A 25,788-nucleotide genomic window follows, 5' to 3' on the forward strand; every position below is an offset into this window, starting at 1 on the left:
CGTCGTCCCGCAAAACACATTCCGAGTGACTACGGCGCCGTCTCGACTTCGGTCGCGCGCAGAATCGGTTCGTTGTCGTCCTCGAAGATGTCACGATACAACTTGCCGTTCACGAAATCGCTGTGCTCGTCGATGCGCCCGTAGGTGGAGCGCTGATTGGCAGTTTCGCCCGCTTCGTTCGCGACAAAAAATCCTTTACCGGGGACTACGACGATGCCGCCCAGCGCGCCGTTATGGCTGTTGCCAAACGGCGTCAGCTCCAATTCCTCCCACGGCACATTCAGGCTGCCGATCACGTTCATTTCGGTGTCGAGCACGGAGATCGCCCGTTCCGTCGAACGCGTGACAAACACGCGCTCGCCATCGATCGCCACATCAATGGGAACCGGTACGGCGACCGATTTCACATCCTTCCCGTTGTGGCTCATGCGGAAGACCTTGTTGCCTTTCAGGTCGCACATCCAGAAGTTGCCCTTGGCATCGATCTTCATGCCGCGCAGATCATAGGCACCGGGCACCTTGATTACGCCGGAACCCTCAAATCCGCTGAGCGTCGCCGCGGTCACGTCGGCGCCGGATTCCTGCAGCAGCCAACGGCTGAGCGTGCCGTCCTCACGATCCGTCCCGTAAAGCGCGAGCTGGCCGCCTTCGCGAGCGGTGGCGACGCCTTCGCACGCCGTGGCGGGAATTCGCACCATCTTGTGTTCGAGCGTCGCGTCGTAGACGTAGATGCCGGCCCGGTCGCAAATGTAGACGCGGCCTTTGTCATCGGTCGTGATCGCCTTGCCCAGCACGCCGGGGAGCAGCGCCTCGGTCGCGCGATCGAAATCGGGAACGTCGGTCCGGATGCGCCGCACTTCGCCGGAGTTGTTGAAGCTGTGGTGATAGCCAGCGTAGAGGTATTTGCCATCTGGTGAAATGGCGAGGCCTCGGTTGTGGCGGGGCGAGACCTTCTGCGGGCGGCCAAAGATCGTGCGACTATTGTCGATCAGATATTGGACCGACCACTTGTAGGCGTCGCCGGCAAAAGTTTCGAGGGAGAGTCCAAGCGAGCAAATGGCAAAAACCAGCAAGCTCAACGGCAGTTTCTTCGCGCGGGGTGGGAGCATCAAAGTGGAAAATTGTGCCCGCGAATAACGCAGGTACGAGAGGTTTGGCGCGGGAGGGTGGACGGTCCGTGGTACAATGTCAATCGGGCTCCGGGGTTTTACCTACAAAAATCATTTATCGAAAGAGCTGTAACAATCTGGTGGCGACACTGGGAACGGGAATGGATGGATCCAGCCGGCGCGCGGCGTCTGGAATGACCGTGGGAGCACGCTCGGCCAATAGGTGCTTTAAGATGCCGGTCGTCTTGTCGACGGCGAACTTTTCCTCGGCGGTGGTCCGCCCTTTTTGCCCCAAGCGTTCCGCGTTGGACGGATCCGTCAGCAAGCCCGCCATCGCTTCGGCCAGGGCCACCGGATTCTGCGGCAGGACCAGCAGGCCATCCTGCCCGGGGGTGATCATCTCGGGAACGCCCGCCAGTTCCGTGGAAATGACCGGCGTGCGGGCCAGCATCGCCTCCATGATGACGGTCGGCAGGTTGTCGCTTCCGCCATCCTTTTCCGGCACACATGCCAGCACGAAAAGCTGCGCGGCGGCCAACATGCGCCGCACTTCATTCTGTGAGCGCGGTCCGAGTAATTGCACCTGCTGATCGAGCTTCGCCTCCGTGATTTGCGACTGCAACTGCGCTTCCAAAGGTCCACCGCCAACAATCCCGCACACGAAATCGATGCCGCGATCCCGCAGCAGCCCGCACGCCTGGATCAGATCGCCGAAGCCTTTCTTCTCCACGTAACGCCCCACGGAAATGATGCGCGGGACGCCGGAGGCCGGCTCTTTCGCGGGAAAGCCGTCGGTGGCCACGCCATTGAAAACGCGGAAGACCTTCCCCTTCGCCCACGGATACTTTTTCTCCATCCAGCGACGAGCGTAGTCCGTCTCGGTCACGACGAAACGCGCATCACGCACCAGATCGGCATTACTCACCGGAAAATCCGTGTCGCAGAAAATGTCGTTGGCGTGACCGGTGAAGCTGTAACCAATCCCGTAAAGTTTCCGCAGCCACCAAGCGGTGCGGGCGGCGACACCACCGAAGTGCGCGTGCACATGGCGAATTCCCTTCTCGCGCAGCCGCGGCCCGAGCCAGATCGCCTCGAACATCCGCTGCGCATCGGGCTCGTGGCGATGCCGGGGAATCGCCTTGTGCGGCCGCCACGAGAGCTTGCGCTGTTTGCGTTGGCCATCGACCTCGGCGCGCAATTCCTTCTCCTCCGGTGCGTAGAAGACTTCGACGTCCAGTTTCTCCGCGAGATCTCCGGGATCGTCCGGGCGGCGCAGGGACACGAGCCACGGATTCATCCCCTGCCGCACCATCTCCACCGCCTCGCGATAGACAAAGGTTTGCACGAACGACGGAAAGCGTTCGAACAGATACGCAAAAGAATGCGGTGCGGCGGGCATTGTGTCGTCTATTTCGTCCGGGCGCGCGCTCCGCCCATCGACCGCGCTTCGTCGTAGTAACTCTCCAGCTTTTCGATCTGCTTGCTCTGCTCGAATTCTTCGCGCACGGCCCGCGAGGCCGCCTGGCCGAGGATATAGAGCGAATCCGGCTCAGCCGTGATCTGGCACATCGCCTGGAAAAGCGCTTCTTGATCGCGCTCGGGCACGAGCAAGCCGGTGCGTTCGTGCGTCACCGCTTCGGGAATGCCCCCATGGGTCGTCGCCACCACCGGCAGCCCGGTAGCCATGGCCTCGAGCATCGAGTTCGGCACGCCTTCCTGGTTTTGATCCGGCGGCATTTCGCTCGGGTGCAGGAAAATGTGCGAGCGCGCATAGAGCGCCGCGAGGTCTTCCTGCGAAAGAAACCCGCGCAGCTCCACGGCTTCCTGCAAGCCAAGCTCGCCGATCAATTTTTCGATCTCCGCTTTCATCGGCCCGTCGCCGGCGATGCAGTAGTGCGACTTCGGATGCTTTTCATGGAACTTCGCGAAGGCGTGGATCGCCGTGCGGAGGCCTTTCTTCGCGATCAACCGGCACGCCTGCACGAAACGCCAGGAGCCATCCACCGGCATGGGGCGCTGCTGAAAGGGAAATTGCTCGAGCGGAATGCCCGTGCGGTTCAAGCGCAGCTTTTCTTTTGGGCAACCGAGACGCTCGAGGCCATCCATCAGCGATTTCGAGCGCGCGAGCACCAACGGCACGGTGCGCAGCAATTCCTGCATTTGGGCATCGTAGCCCTCCTGCTGCGGACGGGCCTGGATGTCCATGCCGTGAAACGAGACCACGCACGGCCTGTCCCATTCCTGAATGAACGGCAGCAGATGCACCCCCGTGTGGCCGAAATAAGCATGCATCACGTCGGCCGGCCGCCGCTTCAGCATCTTGATCAGCACCTGCAATTCCCCGCGGTAATAGACCGGCGGCAGCTTGCGAATGTATTTGAGATAAAAGCGTTTGATGAAGTTCTTCCGGGCGCGCGGGACCAGTTCGACGTCGGCAAAAGGAAACTGCTCCTCGCACATCCGCTCGCGCGTCATGACAAAGGTCGAATACCGCTGCAGGCCGGTGACCTGCCGGTAGATGTGCCGCATCTCCGGCTTCAGGAACGTCGTGCAATAACTCGCGACGATCGGTTTGGCGTTGGACTCACTGGTTGGCGGCATGGAACGCCGACTTTTGAAAACGCGCGGCGGTTTGTCCAGCCAGAGGCGCGGTCAAGTCGTGCTGAAGATCCAGGCGTGGAGCGCCTGGTATTTCCAGGCGAGCCCTTCCGTTAGCACCACCAGCAGCAGCGCGGCGATGTCGCGACGGCCGAAACGGTCCGCCGCCCCACGCGCGCGAATGAACTCCAGGAGCGCCCCCGTCGGGCAACCGTAACGGCAATAAGCCATCGGCACGAAGAGCGAGGCGATCAACCCGACCACCGCGATGGCGATGGTCGCGATGCCGGCCACGCGCAGGCTGTAGGCATCGAAAGGTTCGAGATGCGCAAGGTCCATCGGCAATCCGAGCATCGTGATGATGACCACCAGGCCGAGGGTCAGCGGCGCCAGCCAGCGCAAGCCGGCGGCGAAACCTTTGGGCAACGCAATCCGCCAGCGACGCGGAGCGAAATGCCCCAGCAATTCCTGCGCGGCGCCATGAGGACAGAGGTGCTGGCAATAGAGCGGTTTGCGCGTGGCCCACGGAACCACCAGCGCCGCCGCGGCCAGCAAGACCAGCGCCGGCGCATTTCGCCACGGCACGCCATTCTCCGCCCAACCGGCGAAGAGCGACTGCGCCAACGGCGCGCCGGCAAAGAAACCGACATAGCCAATGACCAGCACTTGAAATCCGCGCCGCAACCACGGCCGCCCATGCGTCCCTTTGAATGCCAGGATGAGTGCCACGACGATGATCGCCACCAGTCCTCCATCCACCCATTTGAAGCGAATCGGCGGCGGCTTCAATGCGAGCGCCGCATCGGCGGACCGCAGACGTCGCGTGATGCCTTCAGCCATGGCCATGCTCGTCATCGTCGCGCCGCTCACACCCTCGATTCCCGCCTGCTCAGGCGTCGTTCGCGCCACGGAATCCCACGATTTACCATTCCACGTTTTGAAGTAATAACGGTCCTCGCGAATGTCTTCCACATGCTCCGCAGTATCCTGCGAGGAACGCAGTCGCACCCCGATGACGTGCAACGCGGGATCGAAGGCAATCAGCGTATCCGTCCACCCGCGATAGCCGATGATATCATCCGTGACCGGTGAAGTGCGCAGGACGTAGCCAAGCTGGTGCCCAGCACCGTCCCAGACAAACATGCCGGCCCGCTCTCCCGAGTCGGCCCGCAGTTCTGTCGCTTTCGGAAAGATCGCCCGCACTTCCTCGAGCGTGATCGGCGAATTTCCCTCGATCCGCAGCCGCACATAGTGCGCCCGCACGATCCAGGCGATCGCGACGAGGATCGCGAGTCGGTAGATCTGGAGGAGGACGCGGCGGAACACGGGGGGAGAGTAATTAGTAATCAGTGTTCAGTATTCAGTCATCATTCGTCGGGCATTCCTACTGATCACTGATTACTGATTACTTCGCCTCCTCACTGCGCCGGCAGCAACTGCACCGCATCCGCGGCCACGTTGCCGTTCGCGGAGCCGGAGCCGATCACCACCACGGCCGGGTGACCCGGCTCGAAGCGGAATTTGCCAAGCGAGATGAAGCCCTGGGGCAGCGGCGACTTGACGCGCTCGTTCACCGTGACTTGCTTCGACCCTTCCGCGCTCTCGATCGTCACCGGCGCATTGCTCGCGCGATTCTCGTTCTCGCTGTAGTTCATGCGCACTTCGTAGACGCCCGCCTTGTCGATCTTGAATTCATAACGCGCGGTCCCCACCTCCTTTGGACCGCGGTAGCGATAGCCGTTGCCGATGTAATCGGGCAACCCGGAGCCTTCGGTCCATTTGCCGGTGGTCTTCGCCTGCGCATCGTCCATCACCAAGCCGGGGAGACTGGCCACCGCAATGCCCGGCGCGCCGCCCTTTTTGTCCACCACCGGCGGTGGCGCCGTATAACCTTCCGGCAGCGTAATCGGGCTGTTCACCGTTTCGCGCCGCGCGGCACCGTGCAGGGCGAGCAGTTGCTGCAATTCGGGGAAATACCGTTCGTAAATCGTGCGCGGGCTGCACTGATTCTTCACGCAGATCGAAGCCGCCTTGCCGACCACTTCACCGATCATCCCACCGGTCTTCATCACACGCACCGTGCCCAGCGCTTCGTGCGTCACGCTGATGTCGCGGCCGGCCATGAAAAGATTCTCAATGTTCTTCGAGTAGAAGCAACGGTAGGGCACCGGATAGCCGTGCTGGCGGTCCACCTTCTTATCCATCTGGGCTTTGGAGATGAACGGATTGTCCGGGAATTTTGCCGCATACTGCTCTTTCGGGTAGTGGAGATCGATGTCCCACGTGGTCGGCACCGTGCCATCGGGAAACGGCTTCTTCTGCTCAACGTCCTCGCGGGTCATCACGACGTCGCCAATCAACTGCCGCGACTCGCGCGTTCCGCCGATGTAGGCGACCCATTCGAGCTTCGCATTCGCGTGCTCGTCCTTGCCCTCCTTGTTCTTCATCGCATTCCAGGCGCCGAAGACGGCGCGCAAATTCCAGTCACGAGTCGCCTCGAGTCCGGCGATCGGGTGCACATTGAAACCGCCCTCCCAAAACCACTCCGCATGGCCGCGCCGGGGATACGGGAAGTCCGGCATTTCGAGATCGAGCCCCCAGGAGATCGGCGCGAACGACTGCGGGGAATCGGTCATGTCCCAGCGCCACATGTTGCTCATGCCCATGTGCTCGGTTTCGCGGATGGTGTATTCCGCGCCCGAGAGCGCGCCGAGCGTGCCATGCCCCGTGCTGTCGACGAAAAATTTGCCCTCAAACCGGCGGCGTTCGCTCGTCCGGGTATCGAGCGCGATCACCGCCGCGATGTGCGTCTTGTCGGTCATCTCGGAGGCGATCACGTGATTATTGAGAAAGAGCGAGATGTGCTTTTCCGCGCGCACCACCTTTTCCTTGAGGTCATCGCCGAACTCCTCCTTCGTGCCCGGCGAGGCCTTTGCCTTGTCCTGAAATTCTTCCACGATTTCCCCGATGTTCGGGTATTGGCCGCGCCGAATGCCACCCATCGCCCAGACACGCACTTCGCTGGAGCCATTGCCGCCCAGCACTGGGCGATCCTGAATGAGCGCCACCTTCAAGCCCATGCGCGCCGCGGAAATCGCCGCACCCATGCCACCGTAACCGCCGCCCACGACCACGAGATCGTAGCTGCCGGCGTCGATGGGTTTTTCCGGCAGGCCGAGCGTGGTGCGACGCCATTGCGCCAGCTTCTCGCCTGCATCCGGCGGAGCAGCGGCGTCCTTGGTGAAATAGACCGCGTCGCAGCGGCCATCGAAGCCGGCGAGATCATGCAACGCGAGCGTGGTCTCCGGCTTGGTGATGTCGACCGTGCCGCCATCCTGCCAGTTCCACTCCGCGCCTTTCGTGCCGAAGGTTTCGCCGAGCGCCTTGCCATCAACCAAAAGCTGGAATTTGCCCGGCGTGCCCGGCGCTTTCCAGCGCGCCACCCAGTCCTTGGTGCGCACGTAAACGTGATATTGCCCCGTGCTGGGGAACGTGACGGTGGTCGTCGCATCCTTCACCGGCACGCCCAGCCCGTGGGCGAGCAGATACGGCGAGCCCATGATCTCGATGAACTGGGTGTCAAGCGACCAGCCGCCCGGATCCTTGAAGCTTTCAGCTTCGACGAGGAGGGAATCGGCGGCCACCGCGGTGGAGGCGGCGATCGAGAAGAGGGCCAGGAAAAGCGATTTCATATTACGGGGGACCGGGAGTGAACGTGGGGAGCGAGTGAACACAGTCAACTAACGGATCGTCTTCGCCGCTTCCATTCGCAATCCACGTTACTGTAACGTTTCAGGCATGACCAGCCCTCGCGCCCACACCCTCGATGACGTAGCGCGGGCCTGTCGCGTCTCGAAAATGACGGTGTCCCGGGCCCTGCGCCAGCAACGCGGGGTCTCGCCGCAACTCGCCGAGCGCATCCGCGCCACGGCGGAAAAGCTCGGCTACCACACCAATCCTGCTCTCGGCTCGGTCATGAAAGCCCTGCGCCAGCGACGGGCTTCCGATTACCGGGAGAACCTCGCCTTCGTCTGGACGCATCCCGGCAACCGGCCGCTCCCGCTGCTCGTGCCGTGGCGCGATCACGCCCGCGCCCGGGCCGAGCGGCTTGGCTACCGGCTCGACGAATTCTTCCTCCGCGCGCCCGGCATGACCACACCCCGCCTGCGCGCCATCCTGCAGGCCCGCGGCATCCGCGGTATCCTTTTCGCGCCGGACACCGCACCTCCCCTGCCCCATTTCTCCTTCGATGCCACAGGCTTCGCCGCCGTGCTGCTCGGCAGCTCGTTGCAAAACCGCGGCCTGGCTCGCGTGCAATTCGACCACCTCCAGCTCATCCACCTCGCTCTGCGCCAGGTTCGCAAAGCCGGTTACCGGCGGCCGGCGTTGCTGCTTTCGCCTTCCATCGATGGCCGCACCCAAGGCCGCCTCCGCGCCGGCTATCTCGTCCACAGTCCGGCGCCGGCGACCGAACGCTTTCGGCTCATCTACCTCGGCGATCTCGATGATCGCGTGGCCATTGCCGCGTGGCTCAAAGCTCGCGAGGCCGACGTCGCCATCTACCTGGAAGGCGATCGCCGCCGCTTCCTCGACTCCGCCGGGCTGCGCGTCCCGCAGAAAATCGCTTTCGTCTCGCTCAACCGGGAACCCGGCATGACCCACATCGCCGGCGTCGTCCAGAGCGCCGAGGCGTTGGCCAGCACCGCCGTGGACATGGTGGCGGCCCAACTCCAGCGTCATGAATTCGGCCGCCAATCCTTCGTGCAGAAAGTGATGCTCGAGGGAGAATGGGTTCCGGGCCTCACGCTCCCCCATCGCCGACTCGAACACTCTCCTCGCGAGTAGTGCTATTTTTCAACCGGCTTCCCGGCTTTCTCCCACGCCTTGAAGCCCTCGTTGAGATGATAGACCGACGGCAGCAATTGCTGCTGCTCGATGAGCTTGCACGCCTTGCCACTGCGACCTCCCGCCGCGCAATGCACGAGATAGGTCTGGCTCTTGTCGAGCGCGCCCAGTTGCTTGGCAAAATCGTCGCTGAAGAAGTCGATATTCTTCGCACCGGGAATATGGCCCGCCTTGAATTCATCCGTGGTGCGGACGTCGATGACCACAATCTTCGGATTCGACTTCAGCAGCTTGTCCGCATCATCCACCGAGATGTTCTTCGGAGCGGCGAAGGTCGCTGCGGCGGCCGCGGGAGCCGGATCTGCCGCCGATGCGAACGGGGCCGTCGACAAAGCAAAAAGGACGAAAAGCGCGGCGTAGCGAATCATGCATCCATATTGGGCGGCAGCCCGGCGCAGCGCAACGAAAGAACCGGCGAGGCTGCCCATCATCTCGTGCAGGTCATCGTGTCACTCTCTGCCGGCGCACACGACCAGCCGGAGGGATTCGTATTTACGCGATGATCTTGTGCACCACTTCTCCGGCCACGTCGGTGAGCCGGAAATTACGACCGTTGTGGCGATAGGTGAGCTTCTCGTGGTCGAGTCCGAGCAGCGCGAGGATCGTCGCGTGCAAATCGTTCACGCTCACCTTGTCCACACTCGCCTTGTGGCCCACTTCATCGGTCTCGCCGTAATGCGTGCCGCCTTTCGTGCCGCCGCCGGCAAACCAGGTGGTGAAGGCGTGCGGGTTGTGATCTCGCCCCGGCGCCGCGCCTTTCTGCGCGAGCGGAAGACGGCCAAATTCGCCACAACAAACGACCAGCGTCGAGTCGAGCAGCCCACGCTGCTTGAGATCGGTGAGCAGCGCGGCGATCGGCTGATCGGTCTCGCCGGCAAATTGCCGGTGATTGCCCGCGATGTCCTTGTGGCCGTCCCACGAGCGTTCGTTTTCCATGCCGCCGCTGTAGATCTGGACCATGCGCACGCCCCGCTCCACGAGCCGGCGCGCCATGAGACACTGCTTGGAAAAGTGCCCGCAGCGTTTTTCGTCCACGCCATAGAGCTTGCGAATCGCTTCCGGCTCGCTGCCGTAGTCCAGCGCCTCGGGCGCGGCCATCTGCATGCGATACGCCAGTTCGTAGCTCTCGATCCGCGCCGCCAGCTCGGGATCTTTTTGCTCCTGGGCGAGATTCATCTCGTTGAGCTGGTGCATGAGATCGAGTTGCGCGCGCTGCTCGGCATCGGTCATGGCCGCATCGCGCGTGAGATTATTGATCGGCTGGCCCTGGGCATTGAGCGCCGTGCCTTGATAAACGCCGGGCAAAAAGCCCGCGCCCCAATTGCTCGCGTGCCCCTTCGGCAACCCGCGGCCGAGCGTATCGTACATCACCACGAAGGCCGGCAGATTCTGGTTCTCCGTCCCGAGCCCGTACGTGACCCACGCTCCCGCGCACGGATACCCCATGCGCGACATGCCGGTATTGATTTCAAAGAGCCCGGGCGAGTGATTGTTCGTCTGCGTGAAGCATGAATGGATGAATGCCATGTCATCCACGTGCTGTGACATATTCGGGAAAATCTCCGACGCCCACGTGCCGCTGCTCCCGTATTGTTTGAAGCTGAACGGCGACTTCATGAGGCCACCCACCTGGTTGACAAAGAAGCCGGTATTTTTGTCGAAACCGGGCAGGTCCTTGCCGTCGTATTTTTCCAGCGCGGGCTTGTAATCCCACGTGTCCACCTGGCTCTGGCCACCATTCATGAAAAGCCAGATCACCGATTTCGCCTTCGCCGGGAAGTGCGGCTTCTTCGGCGCCAGCGGATGGAGCAACGCCCCGGAAGCATGCGCGCTCGGCACCAGTAGGCTCGAATCCGCGAGCAGCGAGGCGAGGCCGATCATGCCGGCCCCGGCCCCCGTGCGGCAGAGAAAATCGCGGCGCGAATAAAAGCCGGCCTGCGGTTGAGCGAAGAGATGCGGGAGTTTCATAACACGGAGATCGGTTTATTTGACGTAGAGAAATTCATTCAGCCCGAAGAGCATCTGGCAGAAATCGACGAAAGCGCTTTCCTGAGCATTGTCGCCACCATACTTCGCACTTTGCCCGTGCAGAAACGCCTGGGCGATCGCGAACTCCGCATCGTCGGGTTTGCGGCCTAGCACGTCCTGATAAGCCAGGACGATATTCTTCCTGTCGAAGGGCAGCCCCTCCCGTTTGGCCAGCGCTTTCGCCGCCTCGCGTATTAGAGGATTGTTCATCAGCAGCAGCGACTGTGGCGCTACGGTGGTGCTAGACCGCAGTCCAATGCTCTGCAGGGTGTCGGGTTCATCGAAGGCCACGAGCATCGGCGGAAGCTGACTGCGCTTGATTTGGAAATAAACCGCGCGGCGTTTCATCATGCTATCAAGCGTGCCGGGGCCGAACATCGTCGGATCGAGGAGTCCACTAACGGCGAGGAGGGAATCGCGAATCACTTCGGCCTCCAGCCGTTGCCGCGAGTGATGCCAGAAGAGCGTGTTGTTCGGATCCACCGCGCCTTGATCGGGAGGAAAAATACGCGCGTCCTCCTGATAGACCGCACTCATCATCATCTCCTTGTGCATCTTCTTGAGGCTCCAGCCATTGCGGATGAGCTGGCCGGCGAGATAATCCAGCAATTCGGGGTGGGTGGGCCGCTCGCCTTGTGCGCCAAAATCGCTCGGCGTGGAGACGATGCCGCGGCCGAAATGGTGCTGCCAGAGGCGATTGACGATCACCCGTGCGGCGAGTTGTCCGGCGCCGCCATCGGGATCGGTGATCCAGCGCGCCAGCGCCGCGCGCTTCATCGGCGTGCGTGTCCCGGCGGGCGGCGGCAGCTCCCAGCGCGATTCATCCGCGCGCGTCACCACCTGCAGGAATCCCGGCTTTGCTTCCTCCACCTTTTGGGTCAGATCGCCGCGCTTGAGCAGATACGTCTTGTCGTAAAAATCCGGCCCCTGCGTATTCAGGCGCACCGCGGGCAGCCCTTCGCTGCAGACCAGGGCCTTCACATATTGCGCCCGTGGCTCGGCACGCTCGTGTACCCGCACCGCTTCAGCCAGCTTCTGCCACTCGGGATCGGTCGTGCAATAGAGCCGGCTGAGCGCCGCCACCTGCGCCGGTTTCGGCAGGCTGCTCGGCGCGAGCGCGTCCTGCGCCAGCATGAAATCCTGATAGCTGAAGGCGGCGGCCTCTTCCCCGGCATCCGGCTGTGCACTGCAACTCAGGCGGAAGCGGCCGAGGTTGTTGCGTCCGCGACCGCCGGCAAACTGCAGGGTGACCGTCAGTTCGGCGCCGTCTTCGGTATCCAGCGATTCCGGCAAGCGGAAGACGATCCGGCTATCCGCACCGCCTTTCGCCGAAGACCAGGTGGCCTTGCCGTTCTCGCCGACCAGGACTTTTACTTTCCCGTCCCGCAGCTTCGTCGTCGCCTTGATCTCCGTCACGTTGAATTCGCCCATGTCGGACCAGCCGGGGCCATAGTTCGGCAACGATTTGTCCGTCAAAGCCTCCAGGCGCAACGCGGCGAGCTTCAGATGGCTGATTTTCGTCGTGAAGCTATAGGTTTCCGGAACCCCAGCCGTAACGCCGATGAGGTAGGAACCGTCGGACAAATGCTTTTGCGTCGAGATCGCATAGTTGGCTCCCGAGATGGCCAGCTTGTCCGCGGCGAGCGTTAGCCATGAGGGTTGAGGCATCGTGGGGTGGGCCGCACGCCACGCTTCGAAACGCGCGGGCGCCTGAGCCTTCTCCCACTGCGCAAGCGCGGCGGTGAGCGGCGCATGGTCCTTTTCCCACGCCGCATGACGCGCTTCGGATTCCGTGCGGTTCGCCTCGATGTCGTAGTCGCTGCGCACCGTGGTGGTGAAGGTCGAGATAAGCCGGTAGTAATCGCTCGTCGGGATGGGGTCGAACTTGTGGTCGTGGCAACGCGCGCAACCGACGCTCAAGCCGAGAATGGCGTTGCCGGTCGTCTGGGCCATGTCGTCGAGTTCGTCGTAGCGTTCCTTTTCCGCCTGGTTGGCGGTGATCTGCGTGGCGTGCGTGCCCGCGGCGAGAAAGCCGGTCGCTTTCCACGCCTCGGCATTTTCCGGCGCAAGTTCGTCACCCGCGAGTTGCCAGCGCACGAATTCATCGTACGGCTGATCCGCATTCAACGCGCGGATAACATAGTCGCGATACTGGTAAGCATTCGGCCGGTCGTAATCCTGCTCGTAGCCGTGGCTCTCCGCGTAACGCGCCAGGTCCAGCCAGTGCCGGCCCCAGCGTTCGCCGTAGTGCGGACTGGCCAGCAATTCATCGATCACTTTCTCGAACGCCTTCGCCAGCGGATCCGAATCGCTCAGGAAACGATGCACCTGCTGCTGCGTGGGCGGTAGGCCGATGAGATCGAAATACGCGCGGCGGATCAGCGTGAGCCGGTCCGCCGGCGCCGCGGGCGCGATTCCCATTTCCTGGAGCTTCGCGAGGATGAAGCGGTCGATCGGCGTGCGGCACCACGCTTCATTCTTCACCGCTGGCAGTTGAGGATGGGCCAGTGGCTGGAACGACCAGAATTTGCGGTCCTCGTCCGTCACCTTCGAGCGGTCGCGCGTGGATTTGCCGGCGACGAGCGGTTTCGGATACGGCGCGCCGAGGTCGACCCATTGCACGATCTTGGCGATCACGTCGTCCGGGAGCTTGTCCTCCTTCTTCGGCATTTGCAGGTCCTTGTCCTCGTGGCGGATCGATTGTACGAGCAGGCTGTCCGCGGATTTGCCCGGCACGATGGCCGGCCCGGTATCACCGCCCTTGAGCGCCAACTCGCGCGTAGTGAGATCGAGCGCCCCTTTGGTCCCCTTCTCGCCGCCGTGACACTTCACGCAGTGCTGGGTCAGCAGCGCGGAGACATCGCTATTAAAGAGCGCCACCCCCTTCTCCATATCCGCGGCATGATTCGCCGTGACGACTTCCACCCCCCACGCGGGAACGCTAAGGAAGGCAGTGGCAAAAAGAGCGAGGCGGAAGTTCATGGGGTAGTCGTGGGAAACGAGCCGGACAGTGGCCGAACCTTAGCGAAAAGGCCATGCCCGATCCTGCTTTCGTTGTGTCTTATCCTGCGGGAACCGGCCTGTATTTCCTCGTGTGGCTCTACTCTATTCAAAGTCACCATTACGCTTCCGCGTAAATTGTATCCGATCTTGCACTCGGGATGGGCTACCCCATCATCCAACCCAGCCCTTCCTCCACCATGCCTCGCAAACCCAAAGGCGGCTACCAATCCCCCTTCACCCGCCACGGCCTGCGCCTCGGCGATGCCCCGCGGCTTGGCTTCACCACCTTCACCATCCACGAATGCGGCTACCTGCCCCATGGTTCGGACTGGAATCACCCCGCTGTGCTCAGCCCCTTCTGGCGGCTCTATCGCAATGGCGCTTCCGGCTGCCACGTGCGCTTTGGCAAAGAGAACTTTCCACTCCAACCCGACCGCCTGCTGCTCATTCCCGACGCCACGCCTTTCGATTGCGTCTGCGAAACACGCGCGCCGCATCTCTGGCTGCACTTCACGCCACTGCAAACGACCAGCGCCTTTCCCCGCCGGCCGATCGTTCTCCCGCTCACTCCATTGCTCGGAGCCTTGGTCGAAAGTCTCATCGCCGCCCGCACGGCGGCCGATTCCCCGCTGACCCGCCAGCATCTCTATCATCACGCCGCCGCGCTGCTGCACAGCGCCTTCGCCCGGCTCGAAATTCCCATCGCCCCCGAAGCCCCCGAGCGCCTCGACCAGATCCTCCGCTTTCTCCACAGCCAACTCGCCGGTGATCTCTCCAATGCCGTCCTCGCCAGACGCGCCATCATGGGCGAGAGCGTTTTCATCCGCTGGTTCAAGCAACACACCGGCCTCACTCCTGCGCTCTACGTGCAACAAGCCCGCGCCCGCCACGCCGCCCAACTCCTCGCCCTCACCGACCGCACCATCGAGCAAATCGCCGCCGACTGCGGTTTCCCGAACCGCTTCTACTTCACCCGCGTCTTCCGCCGCCACTTCACCTCCGGCCCCGCGGAATATCGACGGCGCCAGGTGCGGGCGGGATGATGGAGATAGGCATTCCCAAGTTTCGCGTCGTGCGCTAGAACCGTCGCCACGATTTCCCATTCCTCCCGGTATGTTCAGACCCGTTTACTCTGTTTTGCTTTTTGCTCTTGTCGCGGCTGTTTCCACCTACGCTGCGGAAAATGGAGCTGCGGACTTCGAAGGCGCTTATTTCAAAGCCACGGAACAAGCCAAAGCCGAATACCGCCAGGCCTTTGCCGCGTCTCTCAGCAAAGCGACCAAAGCGGAAATCTACCTGCTCGATTTCGAGGTGCAGCATCACGATCCAGGCGACATTCAATGGCAGATTCATCCACCGAAAGATCAATTCCCAATCGAAAAGGGCAAAACATGCCGCATCCTCAAAAGGAAGATTTTGACCGGGGACGAGATCAAAAAGCTGCTGCCTTCATTGCAAGCCACCATCGGCGCAAAAGAAAATCACGGTGGCGCCATGTGCCACTTCCCGATTCACGGCCTCCGTCTGTGGACAGGCGACCAGCTCGTTTTGGAAACAAACATCTGTTGGAGCTGCCACAATCTTTACCTCCAATACCCAGACTACACGATGGGAGTCATCGGCGCCTGGAACAAGACGCTGGAGGAATTCATGAAAGACTGGATGCCGATACCGGAGGAGGAATTGGCGCGTTTCCAGGCGAAATACGGAAATAGTCTTTGAACCTGGCTTTCCGCGGACCAATGCATTGCATCGTCGATGACTAAGCTCTCTCCTGCCAAGAGGCTGTTTCTCTCGTTGGTGGCGGTCCTCGGATTTTTGCACCTTGGAACGATTGTTCTTGTCATCGCCGGTCTCCGCGATGACCTCGGCCATGCCGATGTCGGCCTCGTGCTCGGAAGCAAAGTCGAAACCAACGGCACACCATCGACCCGGCTCCGGGCACGGCTGGATCGCACGCTGGAATGTTATCGCGCCGGGTATTTTCCGGAGATCATCGTCAGCGGCGGGATTGGCAAGGAAGGCTACGATGAAGCGATCGTGATGCGCGATTATCTCGTGGCCCACGGCCTACCCGGCGAGCACATCCTCTTGGACAACAAGGGCGTCACGACTTTCGCCAGTGCTCGCAATACCCGGGACATCGCGCAGCAACGAAACTTCCACTCCGTCTTCGTCATCTCGCAGTATTTTCATCTCCCCCGCGCACGCCTCGCCCTGCATCGGTTCGGTTTCACGACCGTCTACTCCGCCCACGCCCAGTATTTCGAACTACGCGACATCTATTCGGCGCCACGCGAGTTATTCGGTTATCTGAGTTATTGCGCTCGTCCGCTGTAGACACCAGACGCGATGCCAGGCACAGGAATCGAGGGGAGAAACAGCCTCTTTGCTCCCGCATCTTTCGCTGGTAAGATTTTCCAACCATGACCACCGTGCTTTCCCAGGAAGGGCAAATCGTTCTGCCAGGTTCCGTTCGGGAAAAGCTCCATCTGGTGCCGGGCGACGACTTTGAGGTCACTATCGAGGACGAAGAGACAATCACCCTCCGGCGCGTCGCCCATCCGGCCAATCGCGGACTGGTCGATCTCCTCCTGGCCTGTCCGGCACCGTTGAAAATTCCGAAGCGGGAAACCGACGATACGAAGCCAATCGAGTTGTGAGTTATCTCGTCGACACGAACGTCTTTTCCGAGCCGATGAAGCCACACTTCTCTTTTTGTTCCCAAACGCCGCTTTCTCGCTTGTCGACTCCAGTAGACAGCATTTCTTGAAAAAGGAATTCGTCAATTCTACAGAGAGAATTACGATGCCGCGGCATGGTTGATCTGGAACATCTCGCGACGTACATGCCGCACCGCGTGCTCCGCACTCTCGCGGCTTCCGGCGCGGAAACACTCACGCCTCGTGTCGACCATTTTCCTGCGGCGATTCTCTTCGCCGACATCTCCGGCTTCACCGACCTTTCCGAACGTCTTTCGCAAAAAGGCGCGGCCGGCACGGAGGAACTGAGTTCCATCATCAATGCCTGCTTTGAATCGATGCTCGGTCCGATCCACAGCAGCGGCGGTGATGTGCTCATGATGGCCGGCGATGCGCTGGTCGTGGCCTGGGAAGGAGTGGCGGATGGCAGCCTGGAGGAACCGCTGCTCAAAGCGGTGCAATGCGCGCGCGAAATCCAGCAGGGTTCCACCGAAGCCCCACAAGGCGTGACGCTGCACGTGCGGATCGGCATCGGCGCCGGGAATGCGACGGCTTATTATGTCGGCGGCATCGATGGCCGCTGGGAGATGATGCCCGTCGGCTCCCCTTTCCGGCAGATGGGTCTCGCGCAGAGTCAGGCCACGCCGGGCGATGTGGTCCTGGCAGCGGAGGCATGGGAGATCATTCGCGCTGTCGCGCAAGGTGAGAAGGTGGGCGAAGGCTGTGTGCGCGTGACATCGGCCAATTCCCCGCGAGGGATGCGGAGCGAGGAATCGCGGGAACTGACCGGCATGGCGCGCCCCTTGGTGGAGGGTTTTCTCCCCAAGCCCGTGCGCTTTCTCCTGCACGATGCCGGCGAGCATTGGCTGGCGGATACGCGGCCGGTGACAAGCCTTTTCGTGCACCTGCGCGCTTACGATGACGACGCGACGCTGGAGCACATGCAGGAACTCGTGGCCGCGGTAATGAAGGCGTCCGAGCGGTTCGAAGGCACAATCAGCGGCACGAATGTGGACGAGAAAGGCCTGAAATTCATGATCTCCTTCGGCCTCCCGCCGACGAGCCACGAGGACGATCCTTTCCGCGCCACGCAAGCGGCCACGGCGATTCGCAGCGCTTTGCAGGCCATCGACCCGGAAGCCGGCTACGGCATCGCCACCGGGCGCGTCTTTTGCGGCGTGGTCGGCAACGAAACGCGGCGCGAATATGCCGTGATCGGCCGCACGGTGAATCTCGCCGCGCGACTCGCCCACCAATCGCGTGGCAATATCCTCTGCGACGAGGCGACCTTCCAGGCTACCGCGGCGCGTCTGCAATTCACCGCGGAAGCGCCGTTGCGCTTGAAGGGCATCCCGAAGCCGATCCCGGTTTACATCCCGAGCGGCGTGGTGACGCCGACGGCCGGCGCGGCCCGAATGATCGGGCACGACGAGGAATTTGCGCGCGCGGTGCGCGCCATCGCGGACTTGAAGACCGGCCAGGGTTTCCTCGGCGTCATCGAAGGCGAGGCGGGCATCGGGAAATCGACGTTGCTGCTGCAGTGGTCGAAGAAAGCCGCAGGCGAGGGCGTCCGCCTGTTGCGCGGCGCCGCGGAATCGGTGCACGCTTCGACACCCTATTTCGCCTGGCAGAGCATCGTGAATGCGCTACTCGGACTTGCCGAGACCGACAGCGTCGACCAGCGGCGCGAACAGCTTTCGCAAACGAGCCGGGGGCGCACCTGGGAACGGCTCGCGCCCTTGCTCAACGACATTCTGGACCTCGGCATCCCGGACAACGCGATCACCGAACAGATCACCGGCAAAATCCGCGCGGACAACGTGCGCGAGCTCGTCGCCAGCCTGGTGGCCGAGGCCGCCGCGGAGCGGCCGCTCGCCATCATTCTCGAGGATGCGCACTGGATGGATTCGGCGTCGCTGGCCGTCGCTGGCGTCGCCGCGCAACGGGTGGCGCCGTTCATCCTGCTGCTTTCGACGCGCATCCTGACCGGCGACAAGGAACACGCGCTCGATCCCCTGCTCCAGCTTCCCAGCGCGGAGCGGTTGCGCCTCGAGCCATTGCGCAGCGATGATTGCGTGGCCCTCGCCGCGCAACGACTGCACGTGCGCACGCTGGCCAGGCCGATCGCCGATCTCATCGCCGCCAAGTCGCAGGGCAATCCGTTCTTCAGCGTCGAAATCGCCTTTGCCTTGCGCGAGCACGGTTTCGTGATGATCGATGGCGACGAGTGCAAGCCCGTGGCCGGCCTGGATTTTTCCACGGTGAAATTCCCCGACAACGTGCAGGGGATCATCATGCGCCGGGTGGACAGCCTCGCGCCGGAAGTCCAGCTCACGGCGAAGGTCGCCAGCGTGGTGGGCAGCACGTTTTCCGCCTCACTCTTGCGCGACGCCTTTCCGGTCGACGCCGCGCAGCCGCAGATCGAGACGCATCTCGATGTCCTACGCAACGAGCGGTTGGTCCTGCGCCAGGACGAACCGGAATACACCTTCGCCCACGCCATCGTGGAGGAAGCGATTTACGACCGGCTGCTCGTCGCCCAGCGCAAGACCCTGCACGAGCGCGTGGCCGGCGCCTTGGAAAAGAAACAGGCGGGCGCGCTGGAAGCCGTCGCGCCACTGCTCGGCCACCATTGGCTGCAGGCGGCCGATGAGAAAAAAGCCGGACACTATTTCGGCATGGCCGGACAGCGCGCGGTGCGCAATGGCGCCTACCAGGAAGGACTGAACTTTCTCACCCGCGCGCTGGAGCTCACTCACGTGGAAACGCCCAAGCCGGAAGACGTGGTGCGCGATGCCTTTTGGCAGGTGTTGCGCGCGGAAGCGTTCTTCGGCCTCGGGCGCATTGAGGACAGCTGGAAGGCCTTCCGCGAAGTCGCGCGCCTGCTCGGCCAGCCGGCGCCGGATAATCCGCAGACCAAGGATCTCTTGCACCAAATCGGCCAGCGCATCCTGGGCCGTTTCACCGGCAAACGGCAATGTCCCGAGACGGAAGTCATGCGCGTCAAGCTGCTCGCGGGCAGTTACGAAATGCTCTGCCTGCTCGATCTCTTTTCGAATCGCATGACTTCGAGCCTCAGCGCCGCGCTCGATTGTCTCAAGCAGGCTGAGCGTCTCGGCGATTCGCCGGAATATGCCCGCGCACTGGCCACGATGGCGCTGGCTTCGAGTCTCGCGCCGTCGCGTTTCTTCGCCGAGCGCTACGCCGCCGCCGCGCTCAAGGTGGCGACGCGACTCGGCCACGAAAGCACCACCGCGCGCGTGCGGGAATTTCTCGGCATGTATTACATGGGCGAAGGCCGCTGGGACAAGACGGCGGAGAATTTCCAAAAAGCGATCGAAGGTTTCCAGATCGTCGGCGACCGGCGGCGCGAGCTCGAGTGCACCTGCCTGCTTTCCACGTGGACCCATTACCGCGGCGATTTCACCAAACGCGTGGTGCTCGGGCAGCGGGTGCTCGATCTCGGCTGCGCCACCGGCGATCTCCAGGCGCAGGCGTGGGGCATGCTCGACCAGATCGAGAGCCTGCTGAATCTCGGCGATTTCGAACGGGTGCGTTCGCTGGGCAACGATCTCAAGCGGCACCTCGGGCAGAATGTCTACGGCGCCGATGAAATCATGGCCTACGGGCTTCTCGCCGCGCTGGAAATGCGCATCGGCCGTTTCGCCGAATCGCTGCCCCACGCGGAAAAAGCGCTCGCGGTGATGAGCAAAATGACGCCGACGATCGTTTACAACCTCGAGGCCTATGCCGCGGTGACGGAGATCTATCTCAAGGGCTGGCGCATGTCGGCGGAGAGCGACCCGGCGCGCGCCGACTTCGCCGCCAAGGCCCGCGAGGCCTGCGCCTGCACGCGCCGCTTCGCGAAGATCTTCCGGATCGGCGAAGCGCGCGCGTTGCTGCTCACCGCCGTGGAAAATGAACTCTCCGGCAACGCCTCCCGCGCGATCCGCCTCTCGCGCGAGGGCCTGGCGGTGGCCATTCAGCTCGATATGCCGTATGAGGAAGCCCTCGCGCATCGGCAACTCGCGCGCTTGTTGCCGGATGGCGATCGCAATCGCGACAGTGAGCTCGCCCGGGCGCGGGAGCTCTTCGGCAAGATGGCGGCGAAATACGACCTGCACGCAACGGAAGCGGCGTAGGCGGCGGCACGGGCGCGGGCATTTTCTCACCTCACTCACTCCATCATGATTCAACCTGCCAACTGGACCCTCGAACAATCGAAAGCCACCCTCGGCGCCCTGCGCGCCATTGCTTCGCTGCACGGCACCGCGCCGATGTCCCCCGAGGAAGCGCAACTGATCGAAGGCGTGCGGATCAACATCCTGCACCATCCGGATGTCGCCGATGCCGACGAAAACATTCACGTCAAACCGGATGACCTCGCCGCGGCCATCCTGGACGACGAGCACAAAGAACGCGCCGCGCAGGTCATCGCGCTGATGCCCTACGCGACCCGGCCTTTCGCGGACCAGAAGACTTATATCTCGGAAAAATTCATCGAGGCGCTCGGGGAAAACATGCACCGCATGGAGGACTTCATCGGCGCGCGGCAGAAGCACAGCCAGAACATGGAATACTGCGCGCTACGCAAGATGGGCCCCGATATCTGGCGCAATCTCGATGCCGATGGCCAGCACCAGGAAATGGCCAAGCTGCTCAAGGACTCGGAGGGCGATCCCGAGGAAGAGGCGCGCTACAAATCGTTGCAGGGTTATCCCGCCGGTTCGCTTGGCCGGGCCTTTTGGGATTTTTACGCGCAGTTCGACTGGCCGCTGCCGGGCAGCAAACAGTGGATTTCCGAGGATATGACCGTGCGGCACGATCTCATCCACGTGCTCGGCAATTACGACATCTCGATCAATGGCGAGTACTGCGTCTCCGGATTCACCGCCGGCAATTCGGAGCATTTCAACTGGATGATCGCCATGCTCGGCTTCACCCCGCCCTACGTTTCCACCGGCGCCCAATTCAACCCCGCGGACTTCACCACGGCCTACGCCCGCGGCTCAAACGCCAGCCATAGCTTCGTAGACGACTGGGACTTCTGGCCCGAGCTCCAGCACCAGGTCGGCGACCTGCGGACGCAATATCAGATATAGGGAGGAAGAACATCCAACACTCAACACCCAACGCCCAACATCCAATGGCGCAAGCGTTCGGCGCGGACGCTTCTTCCATTGGATGTTGGATGTTGAGTGTTGGATGTTCCGTCTTTAATCCACCGGCTTCCCCTTGATATCCGCGCCCCAATTGGTGTGGTCGGGACCGGGCCATTGGTCGACATACGCGCGTTCCGCCCATCCGTCCCAGGCGGCCTGCAACCGCGAGACGATCTCGGGATGCTCCTTGCTCAAGTCGTGTAGCTCCGTGCGGTCCACGTCCATGTCGTAGAGTTCCCATGGGCCGCGCCATTTCTGCACGAGTTTCCACTGGCCGTCGCGCACCGCCTTGTTGCCTTCGTGCTCCCAGAAAATCGGCTGCTTGCGCCCGAGCGGTTTTCCGCTGAAAGCCGGCCGCAAGCTCACGCCCTCCATCGGGATGATGTCGTTATCGTGATAACGCTCCGGGTATTTGGCGGCGCCGAGATCGACGGCGGTGGCCATGATGTCGACCAGGTGCGCGGGCTGTTTCTCCAGCTTGCCGCGGAGTTCCGGCGCGATGCCCGCCGGCCAGTGCGCGATGAACGGCGAGCTGATGCCGCCTTCGTGCGTGAAGTGTTTGTACCGCTTGAACGGCGTATTCGCCAGGGTCGCCCAGTTCATGCCCAGCATCACATAGGAATCCGGGCTGCCGATCGGCCCCGGCCCTTCCGTCTTGCCCGCAGGACCGCCCTCGGCGTTGCCGCCGTTGTCGCTCAGGAAAATGATGAGCGTATTATCGAGCAGGCCGCGTTGCTTGAGGCCATCGACCAGCGTGCCGGTGCTACGATCGAGGCAATCGATCATCGCCGCATACACCGCCATGATTCCGTCGAAGCGCTTCTGCTTGTCCGGAGCACGCGTATCCCATGCGGGGGAATCATCGGGACGCGGCGAGAGCGGCCAGCGCGGATCGATGAGACCCATCTTAAGCTGGCGCTCGTAGCGTTCCTGGCGAAGCTGGTCCCAGCCTTTCATGTATTTGCCGCGATACTTGGCGATGACATCCTCCGGCGCACGCAGCGGGAAGTGCACGGTGCCCTGCGGCAGATAGAGGAAGAACGGTTTCTTCTCCGCGCGCGCTTCGTCGATGAACTTGAGCCCCCAATCGACAAAGAGATCCGTCGAATACCAATCATGCCCGAGTTCCGGCGAATCCTTGGGAATCTCCCGCCCATTCAGGAACAGGCTCTGGGTGCCCGGCCGGTCTTGTTCCTTCGGAAAATAGACTTCGCCGAAACGCGAGTTCAGCGACCGCATGAAACCGCGCTCCCACGGCGGCGTGCCATTTTGCTGGCCGAGGTGCCATTTGCCGCACATCGCGGTGAAGTAACCCGCGTCGCGCAACACCTCGGCGATGGTCACGCAGCGCGGCAGCAGCTTGCCGTGGAAGCCGCGCGATTCGGGCTTCACCATGTTATCCAGCCAGCCCATGCCGGCCTGCTGTGAATAGAGACCGGTGAGCAAGGCCGCGCGCGTGGGACTGCAGCGCGGCGAGTTATAGAATTGCGTGAAGCGCAGGCCATTCGCGGCGAGCGCATCGAGATGCGGTGTAGGGATTTCGCTGCCGAAACAGCCGATATCCGAGTAGCCCATGTCGTCGGCGAGAATGACGACGATATTCGGCCGGTCCGGCGCAGCGGTCGCCGTTTCGATCGCCAACAAGACGAAGAGCAGCGGGAAGAGAAGACGCTTCGGATTCATAAGGGGGATGATGCAGGCACGTCGCATCGCACGGGTTTGGGCTTGGCTTCAGCAAACCGCACCCGGCGCCGGAGGGAAAGCCTTTGTGCATTTTCGATAGGCAACGGTGTCTTCGAGGCCGCGCGCCGAATTCGACGGGATGCGGAAGGGGATTTCTTGGTCTTAATCTTAATCTTAATCTTAATCCCGGCTTTGTCGGCGCAGAGGAGATTAAGATTAAGATTAAGATTAAGATTAAGATTAAGATTAAGATTAAGAGCCACCACCGCCTTTCCGCCTACCTGAATTCACATCCGCCCCCCAGAGCGCTGGCGAACTCCTTATATGAACGCGCCCACTTCTACCGATGAACAGACCCGGCATTTCATCAGTCTGTTAAAGAAATTTCAAAACGTGATGCTGGTCACACACAGCGGAATGCATGGTTTCCACTCCCGCCCGATGGCCATCGCCGAAGTCGAGGATGACGGGCGGCTATGGTTCGTCACCAGCGTCGACACGGCCAAGGTCCACGAAATCGAGATCGACTCGCACGTCCATCTCGTCGCCCAGGATGGCAACAACGCCTTCCTCACGATCACCGGTCGCGCCTCGCTCATCGGCGATCGCGAAAAGATCGCGCATCTTTGGCAGGAGGCATTCCGCGTATGGTTCCCGCGGGGCAAGGACGATCCGGATATTGAGCTCATCGCGGTGCGCCCCGAGCGTGGCGAATTCTGGGACAACACCGGCGCGCGACGTTTCAAGTATCTGTGGGAAGCGGCCAAAGCCTACATGTCCGGCACGACACCGGATGCAGAAGACGGCGATATGCACGGCAGAGTCCGGCTGTAGAGATTCCTTAATCGTTAATCGTTAATCGTTAATCCTTAATCGTGATCGTTACCTCAAACGATTGGGATTAAGGATTAACGATTAAAGATGAGGATTAAGAGCCACTGGTCGCGCATCGCTCTGCCACAGACCGCTTCTATTTCTTCGGCGTCGGAGGCGGATCCGAGAGCAGCCAGCGTGGAGCGATTTCATCCGCCTCGGCGCTGTCGATGAGCCAGTTCAGCAAACGCGTGCGCATTTCTTCTTCGACCGCGTGATTTTCCGGGCGGCCGGCGAGATTGGTGCGTTCGCCGGGATCTTTTTGCAGGTCATACAACTCGGCATATCCCTCCGGGTAATAGCAGTATTTCCAGCGATCGGTGCGCACCATTTTCGCATCCGGATGACGCACGCCATCGACGCCCTTCCCCTTCTCGAACGGCAGGTCCATCTTCCCGCTGGTGATGACCTCGGGAATGATATTCTCGCTAAAGACCGCGTCATGCGGCGTGTAAGGACGGCCCAGGTCCGCGATGAGCGGCGCGAAACTGCGACCCTGCACCTCGCGCGGCTCCGGCAGGCCGATGAAATCGAGCAGCGTCGGCACCAAATCCACGGTTTCCATGAGCTGATCGTAATGCGCCGGCTTGATCCGCCCCGGGAGGCTCACCATGAGCGGCACCTTCACTGACGGCTCGAAGAAGCAATTCTTCCCGTAGATCCGATGCTCCATCAACTGATCGCCGTGATCGGAGCTGAAAACGATGAGCGTATTTTGCGCCTGGCCACTTGCCTCCAGCGCCTCGAGCAGCAGGCCGATCTCGTGATCCACATGACTGATCGCGCCGTAGTAGCTGCGGTACATCCATTCCACCCGCTCCTGGGTCTGCTTCCACACGTTGGGATTTTCGCGCAGGGAAAGCTTTTGCAACGGCAGAGGCATGCTCGCGAGATCGTTGGCGGTCACCGTCTCCGGAATGGGAATGTTGGCATCGTCATACATCGAGTCGTACGGCGGGCCGATCTCGTAAGGCGAATGTGGCTTCCAAAATGAGACGTAGAGGAAAAACGGCTGCTGGCCTTTTGCCAGTTCCGTCAGCCAATAGCGGCCGCGCTCTCCGGTCCAGGTCGTGTCAGTGTATTGCGTATCGATCGCCGCGCGATTGGGATTTTTACCCGGCTCGATGTTCTTCGCCGTGGCGCGATAGTAGATGTCTTTCTTCGGGTCATTCGCCTGCCGCCACTTCACATAATCCGACCACTTGTCGGTGAAAGGCACGCCATCGTGGAGCTCCACGATATCGAAGCCCGTGCTCTTCGCATGCTCCACGGTCGGCGGAAAATAGTGCAGTTTGCCGACCGAGGCCGTGCGATAGCCGGCTTCCTTCAGCCGTGCCTGGAGCAACACCTCGGATGCATCGAGCGGCGTGTAATTGACGCGATTGCGATGCGAGTGCGCATAGCGACCGGTGAAGAAACTGATGCGCGACGGCACACACACCGGCGAGGCGACATACACGTTCGAGAAATTCGCCCCGCGCGCGGCGAGCCGATCCATGTTCGGCGTCTTGATGATCGTGTTGCCATTCGCACCGACACAATCCCAGCGCTGCTGGTCGGTCATGATGAAGAGGATGTTCGGACGCCGTGGCGGCGTGGGGGAATTTTCTTCAGCCGCCAACGCGACTACGGAAAGCGCGGCCAGCGCCGCGGAGAGGAGCCATTTGGTAATCATGGGACTCTTCCTCTCCACCACGCGACTCCCCTTACGGCAAGCAGTTTCGC

At 61.8% G+C, this 25,788-nt stretch carries 18 protein-coding genes; 8 read left to right on the plus strand and 10 right to left on the minus strand.

Annotated elements, in window-relative coordinates; genetic code table 11:
- Positions 1 to 29: 29 nt before the first annotated feature.
- The 5 genes from CFE428DRAFT_RS21790 to CFE428DRAFT_RS21810 all read right to left on the minus strand — a co-directional run bounded on the left by CFE428DRAFT_RS21790 (position 30) and on the right by CFE428DRAFT_RS21810 (position 7,399).
- Positions 30 to 1,109, minus strand: a complete 1,080-nt coding sequence (locus CFE428DRAFT_RS21790) for an SMP-30/gluconolactonase/LRE family protein (RefSeq protein WP_006981818.1) — start codon at positions 1,107 to 1,109, stop codon at positions 30 to 32.
- A 115-nt stretch (positions 1,110 to 1,224) separates the two neighbouring features.
- Positions 1,225 to 2,508 carry a glycosyltransferase family 4 protein gene (locus tag CFE428DRAFT_RS34190; protein ID WP_006981819.1) on the minus strand — a complete coding sequence of 428 codons (1,284 nt, stop codon included), beginning with the start codon at positions 2,506 to 2,508 and terminating at the stop codon, positions 1,225 to 1,227.
- A gap of 8 nt (positions 2,509 to 2,516) precedes the next feature.
- The gene (locus CFE428DRAFT_RS21800) at positions 2,517 to 3,710 is read right to left on the minus strand and encodes a glycosyltransferase (RefSeq protein ID WP_006981820.1); all 1,194 of its coding nucleotides are present in this window, start codon (positions 3,708 to 3,710) and stop codon (positions 2,517 to 2,519) included.
- Positions 3,711 to 3,761: 51 nt separating this feature from the next.
- Positions 3,762 to 5,033 carry an FMN-binding protein gene (locus CFE428DRAFT_RS21805; RefSeq protein ID WP_006981821.1) on the minus strand — a complete coding sequence of 424 codons (1,272 nt, stop codon included), beginning with the start codon at positions 5,031 to 5,033 and terminating at the stop codon, positions 3,762 to 3,764.
- 92 nt (positions 5,034 to 5,125) lie between these two features.
- Complete coding sequence (locus CFE428DRAFT_RS21810) at positions 5,126 to 7,399, minus strand: FAD-dependent oxidoreductase (RefSeq protein WP_006981822.1); 2,274 nt, start codon at positions 7,397 to 7,399, stop codon at positions 5,126 to 5,128.
- Positions 7,400 to 7,505: 106 nt separating this feature from the next.
- Here CFE428DRAFT_RS21810 and CFE428DRAFT_RS21815 point away from each other — a divergent pair, with 106 nt between their 5' ends.
- Positions 7,506 to 8,552, plus strand: coding sequence for a LacI family DNA-binding transcriptional regulator (locus CFE428DRAFT_RS21815; protein ID WP_006981823.1), 1,047 nt, complete (start codon positions 7,506 to 7,508; stop codon positions 8,550 to 8,552).
- Between the two features lie 2 nt (positions 8,553 to 8,554).
- Here CFE428DRAFT_RS21815 and CFE428DRAFT_RS21820 read toward each other — a convergent pair whose 3' ends face one another.
- The 3 genes from CFE428DRAFT_RS21820 to CFE428DRAFT_RS21830 all read right to left on the minus strand — a co-directional run bounded on the left by CFE428DRAFT_RS21820 (position 8,555) and on the right by CFE428DRAFT_RS21830 (position 13,622).
- Positions 8,555 to 8,980 (minus strand): rhodanese-like domain-containing protein, encoded by a 426-nt coding sequence (locus tag CFE428DRAFT_RS21820; RefSeq protein WP_049975713.1) that lies wholly within the window; start codon positions 8,978 to 8,980, stop codon positions 8,555 to 8,557.
- 124 nt (positions 8,981 to 9,104) lie between these two features.
- A complete protein-coding gene (locus CFE428DRAFT_RS21825) occupies positions 9,105 to 10,580 on the minus strand; it encodes a DUF1501 domain-containing protein (protein WP_006981825.1) in 1,476 nt (491 codons plus the stop codon).
- Positions 10,581 to 10,595: 15 nt separating this feature from the next.
- Positions 10,596 to 13,622: a PSD1 and planctomycete cytochrome C domain-containing protein gene (locus CFE428DRAFT_RS21830; protein WP_006981826.1), complete on the minus strand. Its 3,027-nt coding sequence runs from the start codon at positions 13,620 to 13,622 to the stop codon at positions 10,596 to 10,598.
- Positions 13,623 to 13,840: 218 nt separating this feature from the next.
- On the opposite strand from CFE428DRAFT_RS21830, the gene CFE428DRAFT_RS34195 reads away from it, so the two are divergent.
- From CFE428DRAFT_RS34195 to CFE428DRAFT_RS21860, 6 genes are all read left to right on the plus strand, one after another.
- Entirely contained in the window at positions 13,841 to 14,686 is an 846-nt protein-coding gene (locus tag CFE428DRAFT_RS34195) for an AraC family transcriptional regulator (protein ID WP_157447595.1), read from the plus strand.
- Positions 14,687 to 14,756: 70 nt separating this feature from the next.
- A complete protein-coding gene (locus CFE428DRAFT_RS34200) occupies positions 14,757 to 15,365 on the plus strand; it encodes a hypothetical protein (RefSeq protein WP_006981828.1) in 609 nt (202 codons plus the stop codon).
- Positions 15,366 to 15,401: 36 nt separating this feature from the next.
- Positions 15,402 to 15,983 carry a YdcF family protein gene (locus tag CFE428DRAFT_RS21845; protein ID WP_006981829.1) on the plus strand — a complete coding sequence of 194 codons (582 nt, stop codon included), beginning with the start codon at positions 15,402 to 15,404 and terminating at the stop codon, positions 15,981 to 15,983.
- An 86-nt stretch (positions 15,984 to 16,069) separates the two neighbouring features.
- Positions 16,070 to 16,306 (plus strand): AbrB/MazE/SpoVT family DNA-binding domain-containing protein, encoded by a 237-nt coding sequence (locus CFE428DRAFT_RS21850; RefSeq protein WP_006981830.1) that lies wholly within the window; start codon positions 16,070 to 16,072, stop codon positions 16,304 to 16,306.
- Positions 16,307 to 16,461: 155 nt separating this feature from the next.
- Positions 16,462 to 20,487 (plus strand): AAA family ATPase, encoded by a 4,026-nt coding sequence (locus tag CFE428DRAFT_RS21855; RefSeq protein ID WP_006981831.1) that lies wholly within the window; start codon positions 16,462 to 16,464, stop codon positions 20,485 to 20,487.
- 45 nt (positions 20,488 to 20,532) lie between these two features.
- The gene (locus CFE428DRAFT_RS21860; protein WP_006981832.1) at positions 20,533 to 21,447 is read left to right on the plus strand and encodes a magnesium transporter; all 915 of its coding nucleotides are present in this window, start codon (positions 20,533 to 20,535) and stop codon (positions 21,445 to 21,447) included.
- Between the two features lie 114 nt (positions 21,448 to 21,561).
- On the opposite strand, the gene CFE428DRAFT_RS21865 is transcribed toward CFE428DRAFT_RS21860, so the two are convergent.
- Complete coding sequence (locus CFE428DRAFT_RS21865; protein ID WP_006981833.1) at positions 21,562 to 23,190, minus strand: arylsulfatase; 1,629 nt, start codon at positions 23,188 to 23,190, stop codon at positions 21,562 to 21,564.
- A gap of 324 nt (positions 23,191 to 23,514) precedes the next feature.
- Between CFE428DRAFT_RS21865 and CFE428DRAFT_RS21870 the strand changes: the two genes are divergently transcribed.
- On the plus strand, positions 23,515 to 24,024 hold the full coding sequence (locus CFE428DRAFT_RS21870; RefSeq protein WP_006981834.1) for a pyridoxamine 5'-phosphate oxidase family protein: 510 nt from the start codon (positions 23,515 to 23,517) through the stop codon (positions 24,022 to 24,024).
- A 136-nt stretch (positions 24,025 to 24,160) separates the two neighbouring features.
- Here the strand turns inward: CFE428DRAFT_RS21870 and CFE428DRAFT_RS21875 are convergent, their stop codons facing one another.
- Complete coding sequence (locus tag CFE428DRAFT_RS21875) at positions 24,161 to 25,738, minus strand: sulfatase family protein (protein WP_006981835.1); 1,578 nt, start codon at positions 25,736 to 25,738, stop codon at positions 24,161 to 24,163.
- Between the last annotated feature and the right edge of the window lie 50 nt (positions 25,739 to 25,788).

This window comes from Chthoniobacter flavus Ellin428, assembly GCF_000173075.1.
Lineage (GTDB): Bacteria > Verrucomicrobiota > Verrucomicrobiia > Chthoniobacterales > Chthoniobacteraceae > Chthoniobacter > Chthoniobacter flavus.

Bases quoted from the DNA above. Each gene is read 5' to 3' on its own strand.
- CFE428DRAFT_RS21850 (WP_006981830.1), top strand. From the start codon at position 16,070: ATGACCACCGTGCTTTCCCAGGAAGGGCAAATCGTTCTGCCAGGTTCC.
- CFE428DRAFT_RS34190 (WP_006981819.1), bottom strand. From the start codon at position 2,508: ATGCCCGCCGCACCGCATTCTTTTGCGTATCTGTTCGAACGCTTTCCG.
- CFE428DRAFT_RS21830 (WP_006981826.1), bottom strand. From the start codon at position 13,622: ATGAACTTCCGCCTCGCTCTTTTTGCCACTGCCTTCCTTAGCGTTCCC.
- CFE428DRAFT_RS34200 (WP_006981828.1), top strand. From the start codon at position 14,757: ATGTTCAGACCCGTTTACTCTGTTTTGCTTTTTGCTCTTGTCGCGGCT.
- CFE428DRAFT_RS21870 (WP_006981834.1), top strand. From the start codon at position 23,515: ATGAACGCGCCCACTTCTACCGATGAACAGACCCGGCATTTCATCAGT.
- CFE428DRAFT_RS21800 (WP_006981820.1), bottom strand. From the start codon at position 3,710: ATGCCGCCAACCAGTGAGTCCAACGCCAAACCGATCGTCGCGAGTTAT.
- CFE428DRAFT_RS21860 (WP_006981832.1), top strand. From the start codon at position 20,533: ATGATTCAACCTGCCAACTGGACCCTCGAACAATCGAAAGCCACCCTC.
- CFE428DRAFT_RS21875 (WP_006981835.1), bottom strand. From the start codon at position 25,738: ATGATTACCAAATGGCTCCTCTCCGCGGCGCTGGCCGCGCTTTCCGTA.
- CFE428DRAFT_RS21865 (WP_006981833.1), bottom strand. From the start codon at position 23,190: ATGAATCCGAAGCGTCTTCTCTTCCCGCTGCTCTTCGTCTTGTTGGCG.
- CFE428DRAFT_RS34195 (WP_157447595.1), top strand. From the start codon at position 13,841: ATGCCTCGCAAACCCAAAGGCGGCTACCAATCCCCCTTCACCCGCCAC.
- CFE428DRAFT_RS21855 (WP_006981831.1), top strand. From the start codon at position 16,462: ATGGTTGATCTGGAACATCTCGCGACGTACATGCCGCACCGCGTGCTC.
- CFE428DRAFT_RS21810 (WP_006981822.1), bottom strand. From the start codon at position 7,399: ATGAAATCGCTTTTCCTGGCCCTCTTCTCGATCGCCGCCTCCACCGCG.
- CFE428DRAFT_RS21825 (WP_006981825.1), bottom strand. From the start codon at position 10,580: ATGAAACTCCCGCATCTCTTCGCTCAACCGCAGGCCGGCTTTTATTCG.
- CFE428DRAFT_RS21815 (WP_006981823.1), top strand. From the start codon at position 7,506: ATGACCAGCCCTCGCGCCCACACCCTCGATGACGTAGCGCGGGCCTGT.
- CFE428DRAFT_RS21845 (WP_006981829.1), top strand. From the start codon at position 15,402: ATGACTAAGCTCTCTCCTGCCAAGAGGCTGTTTCTCTCGTTGGTGGCG.
- CFE428DRAFT_RS21820 (WP_049975713.1), bottom strand. From the start codon at position 8,980: ATGATTCGCTACGCCGCGCTTTTCGTCCTTTTTGCTTTGTCGACGGCC.
- CFE428DRAFT_RS21790 (WP_006981818.1), bottom strand. From the start codon at position 1,109: ATGCTCCCACCCCGCGCGAAGAAACTGCCGTTGAGCTTGCTGGTTTTT.